Genomic DNA, 18089 nt, shown 5'->3' with positions numbered 1-18089 from the left:
GACAAAGACAAAAAGAACATGGGGGCGCTGCGCGCCCCCGCCTCAGGCCGCTGGCTTCACGTCCAGCACGATCTCGGTGAACGAGGGCATGTCATCGGGCGTGTCGCGCGACTCCTTTTGTGCCTTGGCGGCGTTGGCCGCCAGCGAGAAGTCGTTCTGCAGGCGCCACATCAGGTTGGTGGGCGAATCGGCGAAGGCCATGCCTTCCTTCCTGTCGATGCGCTTGTCGATGATCATGCGCGCCAGGTCTTCCTCGAAGGTCTGCGAGCCTTCGGCCATGGACTTTTCCATGGCTTCCTTGACGCCGCCGAAGTCACCCTTTTCGATGAGGTCGGACACCAGCTTGGTGTTGAGCATGACCTCCACGGCCGGCAGGCGGCCCCCATCCAGGGTGCGCACCAGGCGCTGCGAAATCACGGCCTTGAGGGCCGAAGCCAGGTCGCCAAGCATGGTCGGGCGCACTTCCACGGGGTAGAAGGACAGGATACGGTTGAGCGCGTGGTAGCTGTTGTTGCCGTGCAGCGTGGCCAGGCACAGATGGCCCGACTGGGCGTAGGCGATGGCCGCCGACATGGTCTCGCGGTCGCGGATTTCGCCGATCAGGATCACGTCGGGGGCCTGGCGCAGCGCGTTCTTCAGGGCGGTCTGCAGCGACTGGGTGTCGCTGCCGATCTCGCGCTGGTTGACGATGGATTTCTTGTTGCGGAACTGGTACTCCACCGGGTCCTCGATGGTGAGGATGTGGCCGGTGAGCACCTCGTTGCGGCTGTCGATCATGGAGGCGAGCGAGGTGCTCTTGCCCGAGCCCGTGGCGCCCACCATCAGGATCAGGCCACGCTTTTCCATGATCAGCTCGGTCAGCACGGGGGGCAGCCCCAGCGTGCTGATTTCGGGAATCTGCTGCGAGATGAAGCGGATCACCACCGCATAGCTGCCGCGCTGGCGCATGGCGCTGATACGAAAGCGCCCCACGCCCGAAAGCGGCACACCCATGTTGAGCTCGCCGGTCTCTTCGAGCTCCTCGATGCGGTCGGGCGTGATGATCTCGGACAGCAGGTTGCGCGGCGCATCCGGCGGCAGGATCTGGTTGTTGATCGGCACGCACTCGCCATTGATCTTGATCAGCGCCGGAGCATTGGCCGACAGGTAGACGTCCGACGCCTTCTTTTCGCTCATCAGGCGAAGAATCCGCTCCATCGTACTCATGGTGTTTCCCCTCTCATTGTCGGTCTGTCTGCCGGCGCTGGCCGTGCGTGCTGGTAGGCGCTGCGGGACTGGGATCAGTCGCGCAGCAGGTCGTTGATGCTGGTCTTGGAGCGGGTCTGCGCGTCCACCTGCTTGACGATGATGGCAGCATACATGCTGTAGGGCGCGCCACTGGCAGCCGTCTTGGGCAGGTTGCCGCTGACCACCACCGAGCCCGTGGGCACGCGGCCGTAGCTGATCTCGCCGGTGGCACGGTTGAAGATCGGGGTGCTCTGGCCCAGGTACACGCCCATGCCCAGCACCGAGTGCTCTTCGACGACCACGCCTTCGACCACTTCGGAGCGCGCGCCGATGAAGCAGTTGTCTTCGATGATGGTCGGGCCGGCCTGCAGCGGCTCCAGCACGCCGCCGATGCCCACGCCACCCGAGAGGTGCACGTTGGCGCCGATCTGCGCGCACGAACCCACGGTGGCCCATGTGTCGACCATGGTGCCTTCGCCCACGTAGGCGCCGATGTTCACGTACGAGGGCATCAGGATCGCACCCTTGGCGATGAAGCTGCCGCGGCGGGCCACGGCCGGCGGCACCACGCGCACGCCGGTGGCCTTCATCTCTGCTTCGTTCAGGTGGGCGAACTTGGTCTGCACCTTGTCATAGAAACCCAGGTCGCCAGCCTTGACGACTTCGTTGTCCTTGAGGCGGAAGGACAGCAGCACGGCCTTCTTGATCCACTGGTGCACCGTCCACTGGCCCACGGCCTCGCGGGTGGCCACGCGCAGGGTGCCGTTGTTGAGTTCGGCAATGACGTGCTCGACGGCGTCCGCGACTTCCTTGGGGGCTGCGGCAGGCGAGATGGTGGCGCGGTTCTCCCACGCGGCGTCGATGATGTTCTGGAGTTGTTGGGTCATGATGTCAGACAGTACGGGATTGGATGAATTGGACGATGCGCATTGCGGCCTCCGCGCATTCTTCGGCCTCGGCCACCAGGGCCATGCGCACGCGCTGGGCGCCGGGGTTGGCACCACCGGACTCGCGGGCCAGGTAGCTGCCCGGCAGCACGGTGACATTGTATTGAGCCAGAAGCTCGCGGGCGAACTCGGCGTCGGTCATTTGCAGGGCGTCGGGCACCTTGGCCCACAGGTAAAAGCCCGCGTCGGGCAGGGCCACGTCCATCACGCCGGCCAGCAGCGGCGTGACCTGGGCAAACTTCTTGCGGTAGAGCGCGCGGTTCTCGGTCACATGCTGCTCATCGCCCCAGGCGGCAATGCTGGCGGCCTGCACGATGGGACTCATGGCGCTGCCGTGGTAGGTACGGTACAGCAGGAAGGCCTTGATCAGATCGGCATTGCCGGCCACGAAGCCGCTGCGCAGCCCGGGCACGTTGCTGCGCTTGGACAGGCTGGTGAAGGAAATCAGGTTCTCGAAGTCCTTGCGGCCCGCCTGGATGGCCGCCTGAAGGCCGCTGAGCGGCGGCTCGTCACGGAAATAGATCTCGCTATAACACTCGTCCGAGGCGATGACGAAGCCATGCCGGTCGCTCAGCGCAAAGAGCTTCTGCCACTCGTTGAGCGGCATCACGGCGCCCGTGGGGTTGCCGGGCGAGCACACGAAGAGCAGTTGCGTGCGCTTCCAGACCTCTGCCGGCACGCTGTCCCAGTCCACCGCGAAGTTGCGCGCGGGATCGCTCGGGGCGTAGTAGGGCGTGGCACCCGAGAGCAGGGCTGCACCCTCGTAGATCTGGTAGAACGGATTGGGGCAGACCACGACGGGGTCGGGCTTGGTCGGGTCGACGATGGTCTGGGCAAAGGCGAACAGCGCCTCGCGCGAGCCGTTGATGGGCAGCACCTGGCTGGCCGCATCGAGCTTCAGGGCATAGCGCTTGTGCAGCCAGGCGGTGAAGGCCTCGCGCAGGCGCGGCTCGCCGGCCGTGGCCGGGTAGCTTGCCAGGCCATTGAGGTTGTTACTGAGTGCGTCCTTGATGAACTGCGGTGTAGGATGGCGCGGCTCCCCCATGCCCAGGCTGATGGGGGAATACTGGGCCGGAGGCGTCACTCCGGCGAAAAGCTTGCGCAGCCGCTCGAACGGGTAGGGCTGCAGGTGGGAAAGCAGGGGGTTCATGGGGCGCCATTATGGGTGATGCCGTGCACGCAAGCCGGTGCGCGCCGTCACAAGGCCGCCTTGTCGGGCCACCTTGTCAATCCGGCGTAAGAGCGCGTATCTAGTATCGCGGCAAAGCCCGCTGCGGCCTATAACGATATTGGAGACAACATGGCAGGATTCCTTCCCTTGCGGCCTGGGTTGTGGTGGATGCGCCGGCTGCGCTTGCCCGGCAAGCTGGCCACGCTGGCCGTGCTCATCGCCTGCACGCTGGCGGCAGCGTTGCTGGGGGCGCCCATGTGGGTGGACCTGGCGGGCGCCGGGGTAGTGCTGTACGCGTTGCTGGCGCTGTACCTGAGCCTGGTCGATGACATGGCGGCCCTAGCCGGCGCCATGGCGCGCATCACCGATGGCGACCTGTGCGTGCACGCCGGCACGGGCGGTACCGACGAGATGGCGCAGATGGCCCAGGCGCTCGATGCCATGGTGCTGCGGCTTTCGTCCATGGTGGCCGACATCCGCAGCAACGCCGCGCTGGTGGCCCATGCCGGCCAGAGCCTGGCGCATGGCAACCGCGAGCTGGCCGACCGCACCGAGCAGCAGGCCGCCAATCTTGAAGAAACCGCCGCCAGCGTGGAGCAGCTGTCGTCCACCGTGCAGAACAACGCCCAGACGGCCCAGGGCGCCGACCAGCGTGCCGGCCAGATGCGCCAGGCAGCCGACACCGGCGCCGAGGCCATGGGCCGCGCCGTGCAGTCGGTGCAGGCCATTCAGCAGGGCGCGCGCCGCATGACGGAAATCATCGGCACCATCGACGCGATCGCCTTCCAGACCAACATCCTGGCGCTCAACGCGGCGGTGGAGGCGGCCCGGGCGGGGGAGCAGGGCCGCGGCTTTGCCGTGGTGGCATCAGAGGTGCGCATGCTGGCCAAGCGCTCGGCCGATGCCGCGCGCGAGATCCGCGACCTGATCAATGCCTCGGTCACTCAGGTGGAGGCCAGCGCAGGCCTGATTCGCACCGCAGGTGAAGGCATCACCGACATGGCCGGCGGCATGCGCAGCGTGGCGGCCAGCATGTCCGAGATATCCAGCTCCAGTGCCGAGCAGAGCACGGGCCTGCGCGAGATCAGCAGCGCCGTGCAGCAACTCGACCAGATCACCCAGCGCAATGCGCAGATGGTGAGCCAGGCGGTGGGGCAGGCCGAGGCGCTGGAGAGCCGCGCCTCCACGCTGTCGCGCGCGGTGTCGGCGTTTCGCCTGCAGCAGGGCACGGCCGAAGAGGCGGTGGTCCTGGTCAAGCGGGCCGCAGCCCTGCACAAGGGCAGCTCGCGGGACCAGTTCCTGGCGCGCATCACCGACAAGAGCCAGCCCTTCAACGACCGGGACATGTATGTCTTCGTCCTCGATGCCGGCGGCACCTACCGCGCCTTTGGCGGCAACCCGGCCAAGGTGGGCACCCGGGTGCAGGACATTCCCGGCATCGACGGTGATCGGTTGATGGCGGAAATTGCGACCCAGGCAGACATCGGACCGGGCTGGGTGGAGTACGACATCACGAACCCGGCCACCGGTGCGGTGCAGACCAAGATGTCGTTCGTGGAGCGGGTGGGCGACCTGTACCTGGGCTGTGGCGTGTACAAGGCGCTGGCCGCACGCTGACGCTGCCCTGCAGCCGCCGCAGCGCTCAGCGCTGCGTGCCTGCGCGCTGCTCCCGGGCGCGGGCCATGGCGGCGGCAATGGCCGCCTTGCGCGCCTGCGCTGCGGCATCCACTGCACTGGCGACAGGCGTTGCGGCAGCGTCGGCTGGCACGGCTGACTCTTCGTTGTCCGGCTCTTCGGGCATGCCTGCAGCCGCCCGTGCCTTGTGCACCGCATAGCGCCCGCGCGCATGGTCCGCCAGCAGCGGGCTCCACGCGGCCCAGCCCGTGGCCTGGCCGGTCACGGTTTCCAGGCTGATGCAGTCCACCGGGCACACGGGGAGGCATAGCTCGCACCCGGTGCAATGCGGCTCGATCACGGTGTGCATGCGCTTGTTGGCGCCGACGATGGCATCCGTCGGGCAGGCCTTGATGCACAGCGTGCAGCCGATGCACCAGTTCTCATCGATGACTGCCAGAGTGCGCGGTACCTCCAGGCCATGGCCGGCACTCAGTGGCAGCACTGGCTGGCCGGTGAGGGCTGCGAGCCGGGCAACCCCTTCGGCCCCGCCGGGAGGGCACTGGTTGATGGGCACCGCCTCGAAGGCGATGGCCTGCGCATAGGCAGCGCAGTCAGGGTAGCCGCAGCGGGTGCACTGCGTCTGCGGCAGGGCGGCGTCGATGCGCGCTGCCAGCGCATGCGCAGCCGGCCCTGCAGGCGGTGAAGGGAGGGGTGTGCGAGCGTCCGGCTGCGGATTCAAGCCTTGCGTGCCGCCGTGGTGCGGCGGGTGCGTGGTGCCGGCGCTGCGGTGACAGCAGCCTTGGCGGTGGGCGCTGCGTCCGGCTCGGGCGCGGCGGCGGCCCCGGTGGCGGGCGCGGCCTGCACTGCAGCCTTGGCCGGCGCAGGCACGGCCTTCACGGCCACCACGGCCGGTTTCTTGGGGGCAGCGGCCTTGGCCACCGGCTTCACGGCCGCCTTGGCGGGCGCTGCCTTCTTCACCACCGGTTTGCTGGCGACTACGGCCTTGCGGGGAGGCACGGGCGGGTTGTCGTCCGGCATTTCGGTCACGGCGGCGGGGCGGGGCGCCTTTTTCTGGGGCACCTCATGCGAGAGGATGAATTTGCGCACCTCGGGGTACACGATGTCGCGCCAGCGCCGGCCGCTGAAGATGCCGTAGTGCCCGGCGCCCTTGGCTTCCAGGTGGCGCTGCTCCTTGCTCACGATGCCGCTGCACAGCCCGTGCGCGGCTTCGGTCTGGCCCGAGCCGGAGATGTCGTCCAGCTCGCCTTCCACCGTGAACAGGGCGGTGGTGGTGATGTCCTGCGGGCGCACGCGCTCGACCTTGCCTTCGGGCGAGCGCACGTCCCAGGTGCCGTGCACCAGGTTGTAGTCCTGGAACACGGTCTTGATGGTTTCCAGGTAGTAGTCCGCGTCCATGTCCAGCACGGCGTTGTACTCGTCGTAGAACTTGCGGTGGGCCTCGACGCTGGCGTCGTCGCCCTTGATCAGGTCCTTGAAGTAGTCGTAGTGGCTCGTGGCGTGGCGGTCCGGGTTCATGGCCACGAAACCCGTGTACTGCAGGAAGCCCGGGTACACGCGGCGCCCTGCACCGGGGAAGTTGTCCGGCACGCGGTAGATCACGTTGTTCTCGAACCACTCGTAGCTGCGGTTCATGGCAAGGTTGTTCACCGCGGTGGGCGACTTGCGCGCATCAATGGGGCCGCCCATCATGGTCATGGACAGCGGGGTCTTCTCGCCGCGGCTGGCCATCAGCGACACGGCTGCCAGCACCGGCACCGTGGGCTGGCACACGCTGATCACGTGGCAATTGCCGTAGGTGGCCTGCAGATGGCGGATGAACTCCTGCACGTAGTTCACGTAGTCGTCGAGGTGGAACGCGCCTTCGGACAGCGGCACCAGGCGGGCGTTCTTCCAGTCGGTGATGTAGACCTTGTGGTCCTTGAGCATGGTGCGCACGGTGTCGCGCAGCAGCGTGGCGTAGTGGCCCGACAGCGGCGCCACGATCAGCACCACGGGCTGGGCCTTGATCTTGACCAGGGTATCGGTATCGTCCGAAAAGCGCTTGAAGCGGCGCAGTTCGCAGAACGGCTTGTCCAGCTCGATGTTTTCGTGCACGGCCACGCCCACGCCGTCCACGTCCACCGTATGGATGCCGAAGACCGGCTTTTCGTAGTCCTTGCCCAGGCGGTACAGCAGATCGTAGCCCGCAGACATGCGCTGCGCGAACGTCGTCTGGCTCAGGGGCGACATGGAGTTGCTGAAGAGCTTGGACGCCGCTTGCGCAAAGTCGGTGAGCGGCTCCATCAGGGAGCGCTGGGTTTCGTAGATCTGGTAGAGCATGGGGTCGAAACTCCGTTATGTTGCAGTGCAATATAGCAGCACTTGGTTACCTGTGCATGCGGGATAACCACCTAGGCCCAGTCGCTTTGGTGACAGCGCTGTCCAACTACCGGACAAGGGCCGTGGCGGTGTAGCTGTGAAAAGCTTCGCTGCTATGCTTTTGTTCAGAAAAACCCTGCCCGCAACCCGGCCCCCTGTCCTCGTCGCGCTTGGCGCCTGCTCAGCCGTTGTCCGCCAGCCAGGATTCGAAGGCTTCGCGCGCCACGTTGCGCAGCGCGGGGCGGAACTGCGTACGGTTGGCCAGGTACAGGCAGTGCCGTATCACCGTGTAGGGGTTGAAGCTGCCCTGGGGGTTCTGCTCCTCGAAGTGCTGCTTGTAGCGCTTGACCGTGCCCACCGTCTCCCGCATCAGGGTGTTGAAACGCGCGCGCGTGATGCCGGGCGACCAGGCCTGGATATCGTCCACGAAGCTGTCCACCTTGGAAGGGTCGAACTCGAAGTCCTTGAAGAAATGCGTGGCGATCTTGAGGAAAGTGAAGGCGTTGAGCTCGCTGCCCAGGGAGGAGTACTTGGGTGCCGTGGCGGCATCGCCGTCCATCTCTGCGCCCACTTCCTCCGTCTCATCGGGGGCCTGCAGCAGTTCGGCGGCCGTCTCGTCGCGGATCTGGCGGAACTCGCGGTCGGCCAGCTCGAACAGGGCCGACAGCACGTTGATGCGCCGCTTGAGCTGCCCGGGAATGGACTTCTTGTACTTAATCTTGTGGTCCAGCACGCTCCAGGAGTCCTGGATGATGGTGCGCACTTGCAGCTCGAAAGGCTGGTCGGCGTGCGCCGCCAGCGCCGGCAGATCGCGCTGGCCGGGGCGCAGGTCCAGGTGCAGGCCCTTGTAGCCAAACGAGGCCTCAGTGCTTTCCACTGCCGAAGCCTTGTCGGTCACGTCGATCACCGCAAAATGGCTGCGCACAATCTGCGCCACCTTTTCAAGCTCGTCCTCGTACAGGCAGACCACCCGCACGCCGACCAGGTCGGTGATCCAGTGCTGGATCTCGTAGGGGGTGTTGCTCTCTTCCAGGCCGGGCCGGTACTTGCGCGCGAACTTGCGGATGCATTCGTCCACGTCCTTCACGCGCCCTTCCACCTTGGAGACGTCCACGCTGCGGGCGTCGCCCACCACCCCGGCGATGGCGGAGGTGAAGGCCGCGCAGGCAGCCTCCAGCGCGGGTCTCTGGGCTGCGTAGAACGCACGGAATCGGGACTCTTCCCGTTCAAAATCAAGCGATGCCATGGTTGGGCCTGCAAAAGGGCGTGTGGTGCCGGGAATGCGAATGAAATGCCACGCGAACGATACCTGCATTCTGGCAGCCGGGATGTCAGCGAATGCCGCACTCCCGGCACAAGTTCACACACGTGCCGCCTGCGCCGATCATCGGGTGACCTCGCTTGGCAGGGCCGCTTGAAACCTGATAATGGGGACGCACCTTACCTGCGCCCCCGTTGGGGCGCTGCCGCAGCAGCCTGCCCCATGCGATGACACCAGAACAACACCAGGCCCCCGCGTTCACGGAGTCCGAGACGTTCCAGGACGCCCCCACCAGCCCGCGCTGGCTGGTGCTGGTGTTGCCGCCGCTGATGGCCTGCATGATGCTTGGGGCCACCGGCCTGTACTGGCACCGGGCGCACAGCGAGTCGGCGGACAAGCGGCTGCGCAATCTGCATGCGGCGACCGAGCAGATCGCCTACAACCTGCGCGACCGCATGGCCACCTACGAGGTGGTGCTACGGGGTGTGCAGGGCTACATGGACGGGTCCGAGCGCATCGACCGGGCCGAATTCCACAACTATGTCGATGCCCTGCAGTTGCAGCAGACGCGGCCCGGCCTGCAAGGGGTGTCGCTGATCATGTACGTGCAGGGCAGTGCCCTGGAGGCCCACCTGGCGGACGTGCGGGGCCGGGGATTCTCCGGCTACACCGTGCATCCGCCCGGCGAGCGCCCCCAGTACGCACCCATCACCCACATCGAACCCCTGCAGGGGCGCAACCTGGAGGCACTGGGCCTGGACGTCCTGACCCTGCCTGCCGCGCGCGAGGCGCTCGGGCGCGCGCGCGACACCGGCCGGCTGGCCCTGTCGGGGCTGCTCGGGGCCTTTGCGCCGGGCAGTGCTCCGCAGGGCGAGCTGGGCATGTTCCTGCCGGTGTACGCCCCGGGCCTGGAGGCCGAGTCCCTGCCCACGCGCCGCCATGCGATCCGGGGGTGGGTAGCCGCCCCATTCCGGGTGGGTGAGGTGGTCCAGGGGCTGGCGCGCGAGTTCGACCCCGACATTGCCCTGGCCATCTACGATGGCGTAGATCCCACGCCCGAAGCCCGGCTGTACGGCGACGCAGGTCTGCAGGCGCAGGCCCTGGCGCGCGGCGCGCAGCCGATCCAGCGCCGCCTGGAGGTCGGAGGGCGCAGCTGGACGCTGCTGATGGCGCCTTTGCCCGCATTCGACCTGCGCCATGAAGACGACGGCTACTACCTTGTGGCGGTGATGGGGGCGTTCGTGAGCCTGCTGCTGGGCTGGTTCGCCTGGGTGCTTGCCACCGGACGGGAGCGCGCCATGGCACTGGCAAGCCGCATGACGGCCGAGCTGCGCGGCACACGCGATGACCTGGAGAGCACGCTCAACGCCATACCCGACCTGCTCTTCGAGCTGGATTCGGAAGGCCGCATCCACCATTGCCGCTCGGCGCGCCTGCAGCTGCCGGTGCTGGCACCCGAGCGCTTCGTGGGCCACCGGCTGCAGGACATCGTGCCGCCCGGCGAGGCGGCGGGCAGCCTGGCAGCAGTGCAGGCCGCGCTTCAGAATGGCTACTCGGCAGGCCACCAGTTCCACCTGGAGCTGGAGGGGCGCACGCACTGGTTCGAGCTGTCCGTGGCCCGCAAGGACAGCGCCAACCCAGGCGCCGGCCCCCGCTTCGTGGCGCTGGCCCGCGACGTCACCGAGCGCTGGGTAGCCCAGGAACGCACGCACCAGCTGGCCTACTTCGATGCCCTCACGGGCCTGCCCAACCGCCGCATGCTGCTCGACCGCCTGGGGCTGGCCCTGGCCGCCGCACGCCGCAGTGGCCAGGTCGGTGCGCTGCTGTATGTGGACCTGGACAATTTCAAGCAGATCAACGACGCGCGCGGCCACTCCCTGGGCGACCGCTTGCTGGTGGAGGTCACCCAGCGCCTGACGCACCTGCTGCGCCCCGGCGACACCGTGGCGCGCCTGGGGGGCGATGAGTTCGTGCTGCTGCTGCAGGGCATCGCCACCGACATGTCCACCGCAGGGCGGCAGGCCCTGCAGGTGGCCGAGCGCGTGCGCGAGGCGCTGGAGCAGCCCTACGCCATCGACACCCACCTCTACAGCAGCACCGGCAGCCTGGGGATCACGCTGTTTCCCAAGCGCGAGGAGGGCGTCGAAGATCTGCTGCGCGAGGCGGACACGGCTATGTACCGTGCCAAGGACCTGGGCCGCAACCGCATCCGCTTCTACGAGGCCGCGATGCAGGCCGACGTGCAGGAGCGCCTGGCGATGGAGCAGGACCTCAAGAAGGCCATGGCCGAAGGGCAGCTGGCCGCATTCGTGCAGCCGCAGGTGGATGCGCAGGGCGTGGTGGTGGGCGGCGAGCTGCTCATGCGCTGGAGCCACCCGGTGCGCGGCAGCGTGCCGCCGGCGCGCTTCATCCCCATCGCCGAATCATCGGCGCTGATACTGCCCATGGGCGCCTGGATGATCGAGAAAGCCTGCGATGCGATTGCGCAGCTGCAGGCCACCCGGTCGGCCCGGGGCGGCACGGGGGAGCCGCTGTCGATCTCGGTCAACGTCAGCCAGCGCCAGTTCCGGCAGGACGACTTCGTCGAGCGCGTGCGCAACGTGCTGGCCCTGACCGGTGCCACGCCGTCCTGCCTGATCCTGGAGGTCACCGAAAGCCTGCTCATCGAGAACCTGGACGACACCATCGCCCGCATGACGGAGCTGGTGCAGCTCGGCGTGCGCTTTTCCATCGACGACTTCGGCACCGGCTATTCGAGCCTGGCCTACCTTAAGCGGCTGCCGCTGTACGAGCTCAAGATCGACAAGAGCTTCGTGCAGGACACGCCCGGCGACCCGAGCGACACGGCCATCGTGCAGTCCATCATCTCGGTGGCGCGCCACCTGGGCCTGCGCGTGGTGGCCGAAGGGGTGGAAACCCGTGCCCAGGCCGACTTCCTCGTGGCCAGCCAGTGCGAATGCCTGCAGGGCTACCTGTTCTATCGGCCGGAGCCGCTGGACGGTTGGCTTAGGGCCTGTGCACACTAATTTCGGGGTCGCGAAATTAGTATGAACAGGTCCTAAACGGGTTCTGGAATCAGGGTAGTCGCCAGCGCCAGGGCGTGCACCTCGCGCGCCGGGCGGTCCTTGAGCAGGTGGTTGCTCCACACCTGGCGCCACAGGCGCGCGCCGCGCAGGCCGTGGCGCAGGCCCAGCATGTGGCGCGCGATGTGCGGCCAGGGCGTGCCGTGCAGCGCGGCCTCGCGCTCCATGTAGTCCACCATGGCCAGCTCGACCTCCTCGCGGGTCAGGGTGCAGGGCTCACCGCCGTAGTACAACTGGTCCCAGCGGGCCAGCCACCAGGGGTTGTGGTAGGCCTCGCGGCCGATCATCACGCCGTCCAGGTGGGCCAGTTGCTCCTGCACCACCTCGTCAGCCTGGATGCCGCCATTGATGGCAATCGTCAGGTGCGGGAAGTCGGCCTTGAGCTGGTGCACCACCTCGTAGCGCAGCGGCGGGATGTCGCGGTTCTCCTTGGGCGACAGGCCCTGCAGCCAGGCATTGCGCGCATGCACGATGAACACCGAGCAGCCCGCATCGGCCACAGTGCCCACGAAATCGCGCACAAAGCCATAGTGCTCCTCCTTGTCGATGCCGATGCGGTGCTTGACCGTCACGGGCACCTCCACCACATCTTTCATGGCCTTTACGCCATCGGCCACCAACTGGGGCGCCTTCATCAGGCTGGCGCCAAAGGCACCGCGCTGCACCCGGTCGCTCGGGCAGCCGCAGTTCAGGTTGATCTCGCCATAGCCCCATTGCGCACCGAGCCGTGCAGCCTCTGCCAGCCGGTCCGGCTCGTTGCCGCCCAGTTGCAGTGCCACGGGGTGCTCCTCGGCATTGAAGCGAAGGTGCTGCTCCGTGCCGCCATGGATGATGGCGCCCGCGTTCACCATCTCGGTGTAGAGCAGGGTCTGGCGCGTCAGCAGCCGGTGGAAATAGCGGCAATGGCGGTCCGTCCAGTCCATCATCGGCGCCACGGACATGCGCCATGGGCTGAAGGTGGCTGGAGGGGTTGCGGCAGGGGAGGTGGGGCTGTTTTCCAAGGCGAGAAACCGGTGTTGCAAGGGCGAAGGGCCCCCGAAGAGGGGCTGGCCTGCATTTTCTCAGGTCTTGGGGCTGCATATCGGTTCAAGGGCTTCAGCGGCCCGAGACAGGCATTCCTCTGCGCGAATTTGCACCCTGTTGACGCACATGGCCGCGCATTGTCTTTAGTATGGGGCGCTGCATCCGGTGCCGCGAACGCCACCGGGGCTGAATCAGCCATCTCTTTCTTTGAATCGCCTGCATGTGGAAGAACCCCGGGATCGCCGTAGCGATCGACCCGTCCCAACTCACCGTCGGCCTGTACGTCTGGCTCGACATGCGCTGGGACGAGCACCCGTTCATCGCCAACCGCTTCATGGTCCGCACGGCGAAGGACGTGGCGGTGATCCAGTCATTGGGTATCGAGGGCCAGCTGTACCACCACCCGGACCGGAGCACGGCGCAGCCGCTGCCTCTGGCGCCTGTGGCCGCGCCCCCGTCGGAGCCGGAGCACGCCGACGGACAGGCCGCCCTGGCCGCCGAGGTGCGCCAGCGTGACCAGGCCAAGAAGGAAAAGCGCCAACGCCAGCGGGATGCCGCCGCGCGGGCCGACCGGGCCTGGGAGGACGCCGCGCGCCAGACCCGGGAGGCGCTGCTCACGCTCACGCGCTCGCCCAAGGCGGCGGGCCGGATCCTGGCCGACCTGTCGGGCGAGACGGCGGCCCGCATTGCCCAGAGCAAGGAGGTGCTGCTGCACCTGCTGGGCGACAAGAAGGACCAGGGGCCGCAGTTCCACGCGCTCAACGTGCTCACCCTGTGCATGCTGGTGGGCAAGAAGGCCGGCCTTGCCGAGCGCGAGCTGGCCGACCTGGCCATGGCAGCGCTGGCGCACGACGTGGGCAAGTCCAAGGTGCCCCCGCAGCTGTTCAAGACCATTCGGCGCAAGCGGCACGAGGAGGACTTCGTGCGCCAGCACGTGATGTACAGCACCCAGCTGGCATCGGATTCAGGTGCCTTCAGCAAGGAGGCGCTGGCCTGCATCGCCAGCCACCACGAGGCGGCCGATGGTTCGGGCTGGCCGCGCGGCCAGCGCGAAACCCAGCGCCTGGCGCTGATCCTGGCGCTGGTCAACCGGTATGACAATCTGTGCTCGCCCGAGGCCCGCGACGTCGAGCCGCTGGGCGTGTACCCGCCGGGCACCGTGGTCCAGCTCACCGATGGCGCGCTGGCGCTGGTGGTGGCACCGGGGCCCGAGGCCCTGCGCCCCCAGGTGCTGGTCTACACACCCGAAATCCCCAAGGACGAGGCGCCGCTGGTGGAGCTGCACACCGAGCCCGACATCCGCGTGGCCGAAGCGATTCGGCCTTCCACGCTGCCTGCCGAGGTGCTCGACTGGCTCAATCCCCAGCAGCGGCTGTCGTACTTCTATTCGGTCGAGGACTGAATGCTGCCCCCGTGCACTACCTGCGGACGGTGAAGTCCTCGTTGATGTAGATCGCCGGGCCCATGGGGCCCTCATCCCCACAATGGAATCCGCGCAGGCGCAGAACGGCAGGCTGCTGGAGCGGCGCTTTGAGGTCCTTGCGCTTCTTGCCGGCAATGCGGGTGTGGACTGCGACCTTGGCCAGGTAGTTGACGCTGACCCGATACGACGACGCGGTGTCGTAGTTCTCCGCCAGATCGTCCTTGCCGATGAGTTCAAAGTCCCTGAGCTTCGGGTTGTAGCGGAACTGCATCGTGAAGCTGTTCATTCCCGACGGTTCAGCGCTCGAGACGCCCTGGACCCACAGGTATGCCCTGGCGATGTCGAGGTTGTAGAACTTCTCCACCCGGCAGAATTGTCCGGACACGGACAGTGGCGTGTAGCCGCCGCCCGGCGTGCCGGCCAGCACCAGCAGCCTTTCCTCGCGCGGGCCTTCCCCGGACAGATTGACGACAACCGCCGCTAGATCCGCGATGCCATCGCCGTCGAGGTCACCTTCGGTACTGGTCCCGATGTGGAATGCCTTGGAGGACAGAGCCGCATCCACGGCGGCCTGCAGCTGGGCAGCGCGCTGTGCGGCGGCGTCCTGCGCCAGGGCGGCCCCCGCAGCACAAACCAGGGCGGCAAAGGTGCATGGCAAGCGCCGGGAAATCATGGCGCAAGTCTACAACTGCCAACGGCCAGGTCCACACGGTACTGGTTCAGCGCGCCCCTGGCTTTTGCTGGTACATGCCCTCGATGGCCTGCCCGAAGTGCGCCATGAGCGGCGCGCGCTTGAGCTTGAGCGTGGGCGTCATGAAGCCGTTCTCAATGCTCCAGGCCGCCAGCGTCAGGTGCACGGCGCGCGGCACGGCGTAGCGAGCAAAGCTGGCCGTGCTCTTTTCGATGCGCGCCAGCACGGCGCGGTGCACGGCAGGGTGGTTCAGGCTCTCGGGGTCGGTTGCGGCCAGGCCCAGGTCGCCGGCCAGGCGCTGCCACTCGTCGCGCTTGAGCACGGCCACGCAGGCGATGAAGGGGCGGTTCTCTCCCACCACGAAGGCCTGCTCCAGCAGCGGGTCGGCCAGCAGGGCCAGCTCCAGGTCGCCGGGCGGCACTTTCTCGCCAGTGGAAGTGACGATGATCTCCTTGATGCGGCCGCGAATGTAGATGCGCCCATCCACGATGTCGGCCTGGTCGCCTGTGCCCAGCCAGCCGTCGGCCTCAAGGATGCGCGCCGTGTCCTCAGGCCGCTTCCAGTAGCCCTGCATCACGATGGGGCCGCGCACCTGTAGCTCGCGGTTCTTGCCGATGCGCACCTCCACGCCCGGCAGGGCGCGGCCCACGCAGGCCGGGTCGTTGTCCTTGAGCGAGTTCACCGAGACCACCGGCGCCGTCTCGGTCATGCCGTAGCCCTGCACCAGCGGCAGCCCCAGGCCCAGGAAGCATTTGGCAATGGTCGGCGACAGCGGCGCACCACCGCTCACGGCCACGCGCACCCGGCCGCCGAACTGGGCCAGCAGCGGCTTGGCCACCAGTGCCTGGAGCAGGGCCCAGGGCAGGGCGGCCATCCAGCCGCCGGCCTTGTCGTCCTCGGGCCGGGCCAGTCCCTGCGCGGCGCAGAACTGCTGCCAGCCGCGGGCCTGGGCGGCCTCGTAGAGCTGCATCTTCCAGGGCGAGGGCGAGAGCTTTTCGAGCAGCTTGGCGTGGATGCGCTCGTAGATGCGCGGCACCGACACCAGCACCGTGGGGCGGATCGTCTGCAGGTCCTCCGCCAGTTGCTGCACCGAGCGGGCATAGGCCACGCAGCTGCCGGCCGCAATCGGCAGGTAGTAGCCGCCCGTGCGCTCGAAGGTGTGCGACAGCGGCAAGAAGGACAGGAACACGTCGTCCACAGTGGGGGCGATGCGTTCGAGCACCGCCTTCACGTCGCTCACCACATTGCGGTGGGTGAGCATCACGCCCTTGGGCTTGCCGGTGGTGCCCGAGGTGTAGACGATGGCGGCCAGGTCTTCGGGGCCGGGGGCCTGCGGTGGGGCCTGCTCCACCGCCTGGGCGGCGCCTTCGAGCCACTGCGCGAGCGAGCCCACGGCGGGGCTGTGCGCGCTGGGCGCCGAGGCCTTGAACGAGGCGTCCACCTCGGTCACGATCACCGCCCGCAGTGCGGGGAATTCGGTGCCTGCGGCGTGGATCTTCTCCCACTGCTGGGCACTGCCCACGATGAGCATCGACGCCTCGCAGTCGGCCAGGATGTAGGCGATGCTGCCAGGGTTGTCGATGGCATGCAGCGGCACGGGCACGCAATTGCTGGCCAGGGTGGCCTGGTCGGCACACATGGCGTCCAGGCCATTGGGCAGCAGAATGGCCACGCGGGCACCGGCCGGCAGTTGCAGGGCCACCAGGGCCCGCGACCACCGGGCCACATGGGCGGCGGTCTCGGCCCAGGTCCAGGTCAGCCAAGCCTGGCTGGCGGCATCGAAGGCGCGAAAGGCAGGGGCGTCGGCCGTCAGGCTGGCGCGCCAGGAGAGAAGCTGGGGCAGCGTCTGGACGCTGCCGATGTCGGGAAGGGAAGAGGTCATCGGATGGTTGGTGCCTGGGCGGTGTGCGCCGTGCCAAGGCGGTGCCATGCTGCACCACCCTGGGGAAAACCCGCAGAATCATACCCATCCGGGCGGCACAAGCTGTGCTTCTTTGTTTCGCGCGCCAAAGAGTGCTCGGGGCCGGGTGCTGGTCGGCCACAATCCCTGCATTGCCACAGCCGCGTCCTGCCTGCCCGCGCCCCCTTCGGTCCATGGATCCCATCACCATCTTTATCGTCGCGACACTGATGATGCTGGCCAACGGTGCGGTGCTGGGTTTCATGCACAAGGACTTGCCGGTGTCGCTGCAACCCTGTGCCGAAACCTGGCGCATCGCCACCTTGCTGCTGGCAGGCAGTGCCGTGCTGTATGCCGTGCAGTACGAATTGCCCCTGGGCCTGGTCTCGCCCATGGCCAACGGCATGGTGATGCTCGGCTGCACGGGCTACTGGCGCGCGCTGCGCCAGTTCGATGGCGTGCCGGACCGCTGGTGGATGCTGCTGCCGGCCCTGGCGGGCATTGGCGGCGTGGTGTGGTTCGCGGGGGTGCGACCCGATACGCCCAGCCGCATCCTGCTGCTGTCGGGCGTGGTGGCTTTCGTGCTGATGGCTGGCACCCTGCAGTTGGTGCGGGGTGGCACGGGCGAGCGGGCGCGCAGCCGCAGGGCCCTGGCGGGCCTGTTCTTTCTGGTCGGCCTGTTCGTGGCCTTTCGCGCCGCGTACTTCCTGGTGCGGCGCGTGGGGCCGTCGTTCGACATCACCGGCGAGGGCGCCTGGATCAACGCGGCCAGCCCGCTCATCACGGCCCTGCTGCCCGTGGTGGGCACCACGGCCTTTCTGTTCATGTGCTCGCAGCGCATCGGCCGCCAGTGGGAGCTGGCCGCCGCCACCGACTACCTGACCGGGCTGGCCAACCGCCGCACACTGCTCACCGAAGGCGCGAAGCGCTTTGCAACGGCGCGCCAGGGCGGCAGCCGCCTGGCGCTGGCACTGATCGACGTGGACCATTTCAAGGCCATCAACGACGGCCATGGGCACGAGGTGGGCGACAAGGCCCTGCAGCATGTGGCAGGGCAACTGCAGGCCACGGCACGCGGGTTGGACTTCGTGGCCCGCCACGGGGGAGAAGAGTTCGTGGTGCTGCTGGACGTGGCCCAGCATGGCGACGCCCATGCGGCCGGAGAGCGGCTGCGCCTGGCCGTGGCGGGCACGCCGTTCACCACGGGTGGGACCTCGTTGCCCATCACCATTTCTGCCGGTATCGCGGCGCAGGCGGATGGCGATGCCAGCCTGGACCAGATGCTGCGCCGCGCCGACGACGCGCTGTACGCCGCCAAGCGCAGAGGGCGCAACCGGGTGGAAATGGCAGAAGGCTGACCGAGCAGC

13 protein-coding genes are annotated in these 18089 nt (G+C 67.6%); 4 read left to right on the top strand and 9 right to left on the bottom strand.

Annotated elements, in window-relative coordinates:
- Window positions 1-42: 42 nt before the first annotated feature.
- The 3 genes from QYL93_RS22080 to dapC all read right to left on the bottom strand — a co-directional run bounded on the left by QYL93_RS22080 (window position 43) and on the right by dapC (window position 3324).
- On the bottom strand, window positions 43-1206 hold the full coding sequence (locus QYL93_RS22080; protein ID WP_305745673.1) for a PilT/PilU family type 4a pilus ATPase: 1164 nt from the start codon (window positions 1204-1206) through the stop codon (window positions 43-45).
- Between the two features lie 74 nt (window positions 1207-1280).
- Window positions 1281-2114: a 2,3,4,5-tetrahydropyridine-2,6-dicarboxylate N-succinyltransferase gene (dapD, locus tag QYL93_RS22075; protein WP_305745672.1), complete on the bottom strand. Its 834-nt coding sequence runs from the start codon at window positions 2112-2114 to the stop codon at window positions 1281-1283.
- 4 nt (window positions 2115-2118) lie between these two features.
- The gene (gene dapC / locus QYL93_RS22070; protein WP_305745671.1) at window positions 2119-3324 is read right to left on the bottom strand and encodes a succinyldiaminopimelate transaminase; all 1206 of its coding nucleotides are present in this window, start codon (window positions 3322-3324) and stop codon (window positions 2119-2121) included.
- Between the two features lie 150 nt (window positions 3325-3474).
- Between dapC and QYL93_RS22065 the strand changes: the two genes are divergently transcribed.
- Window positions 3475-4962 (top strand): methyl-accepting chemotaxis protein, encoded by a 1488-nt coding sequence (locus QYL93_RS22065; protein WP_305745670.1) that lies wholly within the window; start codon window positions 3475-3477, stop codon window positions 4960-4962.
- Window positions 4963-4987: 25 nt separating this feature from the next.
- On the opposite strand, the gene QYL93_RS22060 is transcribed toward QYL93_RS22065, so the two are convergent.
- The 3 genes from QYL93_RS22060 to QYL93_RS22050 all read right to left on the bottom strand — a co-directional run bounded on the left by QYL93_RS22060 (window position 4988) and on the right by QYL93_RS22050 (window position 8587).
- Window positions 4988-5701 (bottom strand): RnfABCDGE type electron transport complex subunit B, encoded by a 714-nt coding sequence (locus tag QYL93_RS22060; protein WP_305745669.1) that lies wholly within the window; start codon window positions 5699-5701, stop codon window positions 4988-4990.
- Window positions 5698-7302 (bottom strand): polyhydroxyalkanoate depolymerase, encoded by a 1605-nt coding sequence (locus QYL93_RS22055; RefSeq protein WP_305745668.1) that lies wholly within the window; start codon window positions 7300-7302, stop codon window positions 5698-5700. The genes QYL93_RS22060 and QYL93_RS22055 overlap by 4 nt, the downstream gene beginning before the upstream one ends.
- A 220-nt stretch (window positions 7303-7522) precedes the next feature.
- Window positions 7523-8587, bottom strand: a complete 1065-nt coding sequence (locus QYL93_RS22050) for a GTP pyrophosphokinase family protein (RefSeq protein WP_305745667.1) — start codon at window positions 8585-8587, stop codon at window positions 7523-7525.
- Window positions 8588-8829: 242 nt separating this feature from the next.
- On the opposite strand from QYL93_RS22050, the gene QYL93_RS22045 reads away from it, so the two are divergent.
- Window positions 8830-11628: an EAL domain-containing protein gene (locus tag QYL93_RS22045; protein WP_305745666.1), complete on the top strand. Its 2799-nt coding sequence runs from the start codon at window positions 8830-8832 to the stop codon at window positions 11626-11628.
- A gap of 32 nt (window positions 11629-11660) precedes the next feature.
- Here QYL93_RS22045 and dusA read toward each other — a convergent pair whose 3' ends face one another.
- Complete coding sequence (gene dusA, locus QYL93_RS22040) at window positions 11661-12686, bottom strand: tRNA dihydrouridine(20/20a) synthase DusA (RefSeq protein ID WP_305745665.1); 1026 nt, start codon at window positions 12684-12686, stop codon at window positions 11661-11663.
- A gap of 242 nt (window positions 12687-12928) precedes the next feature.
- Here dusA and QYL93_RS22035 point away from each other — a divergent pair, with 242 nt between their 5' ends.
- Complete coding sequence (locus QYL93_RS22035; protein WP_305745664.1) at window positions 12929-14110, top strand: HD-GYP domain-containing protein; 1182 nt, start codon at window positions 12929-12931, stop codon at window positions 14108-14110.
- Window positions 14111-14126: 16 nt separating this feature from the next.
- Here QYL93_RS22035 and QYL93_RS22030 read toward each other — a convergent pair whose 3' ends face one another.
- Both QYL93_RS22030 and QYL93_RS22025 read right to left on the bottom strand, forming a co-directional pair.
- Window positions 14127-14804 carry a hypothetical protein gene (locus QYL93_RS22030; RefSeq protein WP_305745663.1) on the bottom strand — a complete coding sequence of 226 codons (678 nt, stop codon included), beginning with the start codon at window positions 14802-14804 and terminating at the stop codon, window positions 14127-14129.
- A 46-nt stretch (window positions 14805-14850) separates the two neighbouring features.
- Window positions 14851-16704, bottom strand: a complete 1854-nt coding sequence (locus tag QYL93_RS22025; protein ID WP_305745662.1) for a long-chain fatty acid--CoA ligase — start codon at window positions 16702-16704, stop codon at window positions 14851-14853.
- A 212-nt stretch (window positions 16705-16916) separates the two neighbouring features.
- On the opposite strand from QYL93_RS22025, the gene QYL93_RS22020 reads away from it, so the two are divergent.
- Window positions 16917-18080: a diguanylate cyclase gene (locus QYL93_RS22020; RefSeq protein WP_305745661.1), complete on the top strand. Its 1164-nt coding sequence runs from the start codon at window positions 16917-16919 to the stop codon at window positions 18078-18080.
- Window positions 18081-18089 lie beyond the last annotated feature (9 nt).

The sequence above is a fragment of the Acidovorax sp. A1169 genome, assembly GCF_030704685.1.
GTDB lineage: Bacteria > Pseudomonadota > Gammaproteobacteria > Burkholderiales > Burkholderiaceae_C > Acidovorax.
This window is presented reverse-complemented; position numbering and strand designations above follow the sequence as displayed.

Excerpts from the sequence above, each read along its gene's own strand:
- QYL93_RS22080 (WP_305745673.1), bottom strand. The coding sequence starts at position 1,206 with ATGAGTACGATGGAGCGGATTCTTCGCCTGATGAGCGAAAAGAAGGCG.
- dapD (WP_305745672.1), bottom strand. The coding sequence starts at position 2,114 with ATGACCCAACAACTCCAGAACATCATCGACGCCGCGTGGGAGAACCGC.
- dapC (WP_305745671.1), bottom strand. The coding sequence starts at position 3,324 with ATGAACCCCCTGCTTTCCCACCTGCAGCCCTACCCGTTCGAGCGGCTG.
- QYL93_RS22065 (WP_305745670.1), top strand. The coding sequence starts at position 3,475 with ATGGCAGGATTCCTTCCCTTGCGGCCTGGGTTGTGGTGGATGCGCCGG.
- QYL93_RS22055 (WP_305745668.1), bottom strand. The coding sequence starts at position 7,302 with ATGCTCTACCAGATCTACGAAACCCAGCGCTCCCTGATGGAGCCGCTC.
- QYL93_RS22050 (WP_305745667.1), bottom strand. The coding sequence starts at position 8,587 with ATGGCATCGCTTGATTTTGAACGGGAAGAGTCCCGATTCCGTGCGTTC.
- QYL93_RS22045 (WP_305745666.1), top strand. The coding sequence starts at position 8,830 with ATGACACCAGAACAACACCAGGCCCCCGCGTTCACGGAGTCCGAGACG.
- QYL93_RS22035 (WP_305745664.1), top strand. The coding sequence starts at position 12,929 with ATGTGGAAGAACCCCGGGATCGCCGTAGCGATCGACCCGTCCCAACTC.
- QYL93_RS22030 (WP_305745663.1), bottom strand. The coding sequence starts at position 14,804 with ATGATTTCCCGGCGCTTGCCATGCACCTTTGCCGCCCTGGTTTGTGCT.
- QYL93_RS22025 (WP_305745662.1), bottom strand. The coding sequence starts at position 16,704 with ATGACCTCTTCCCTTCCCGACATCGGCAGCGTCCAGACGCTGCCCCAG.
- QYL93_RS22020 (WP_305745661.1), top strand. The coding sequence starts at position 16,917 with ATGGATCCCATCACCATCTTTATCGTCGCGACACTGATGATGCTGGCC.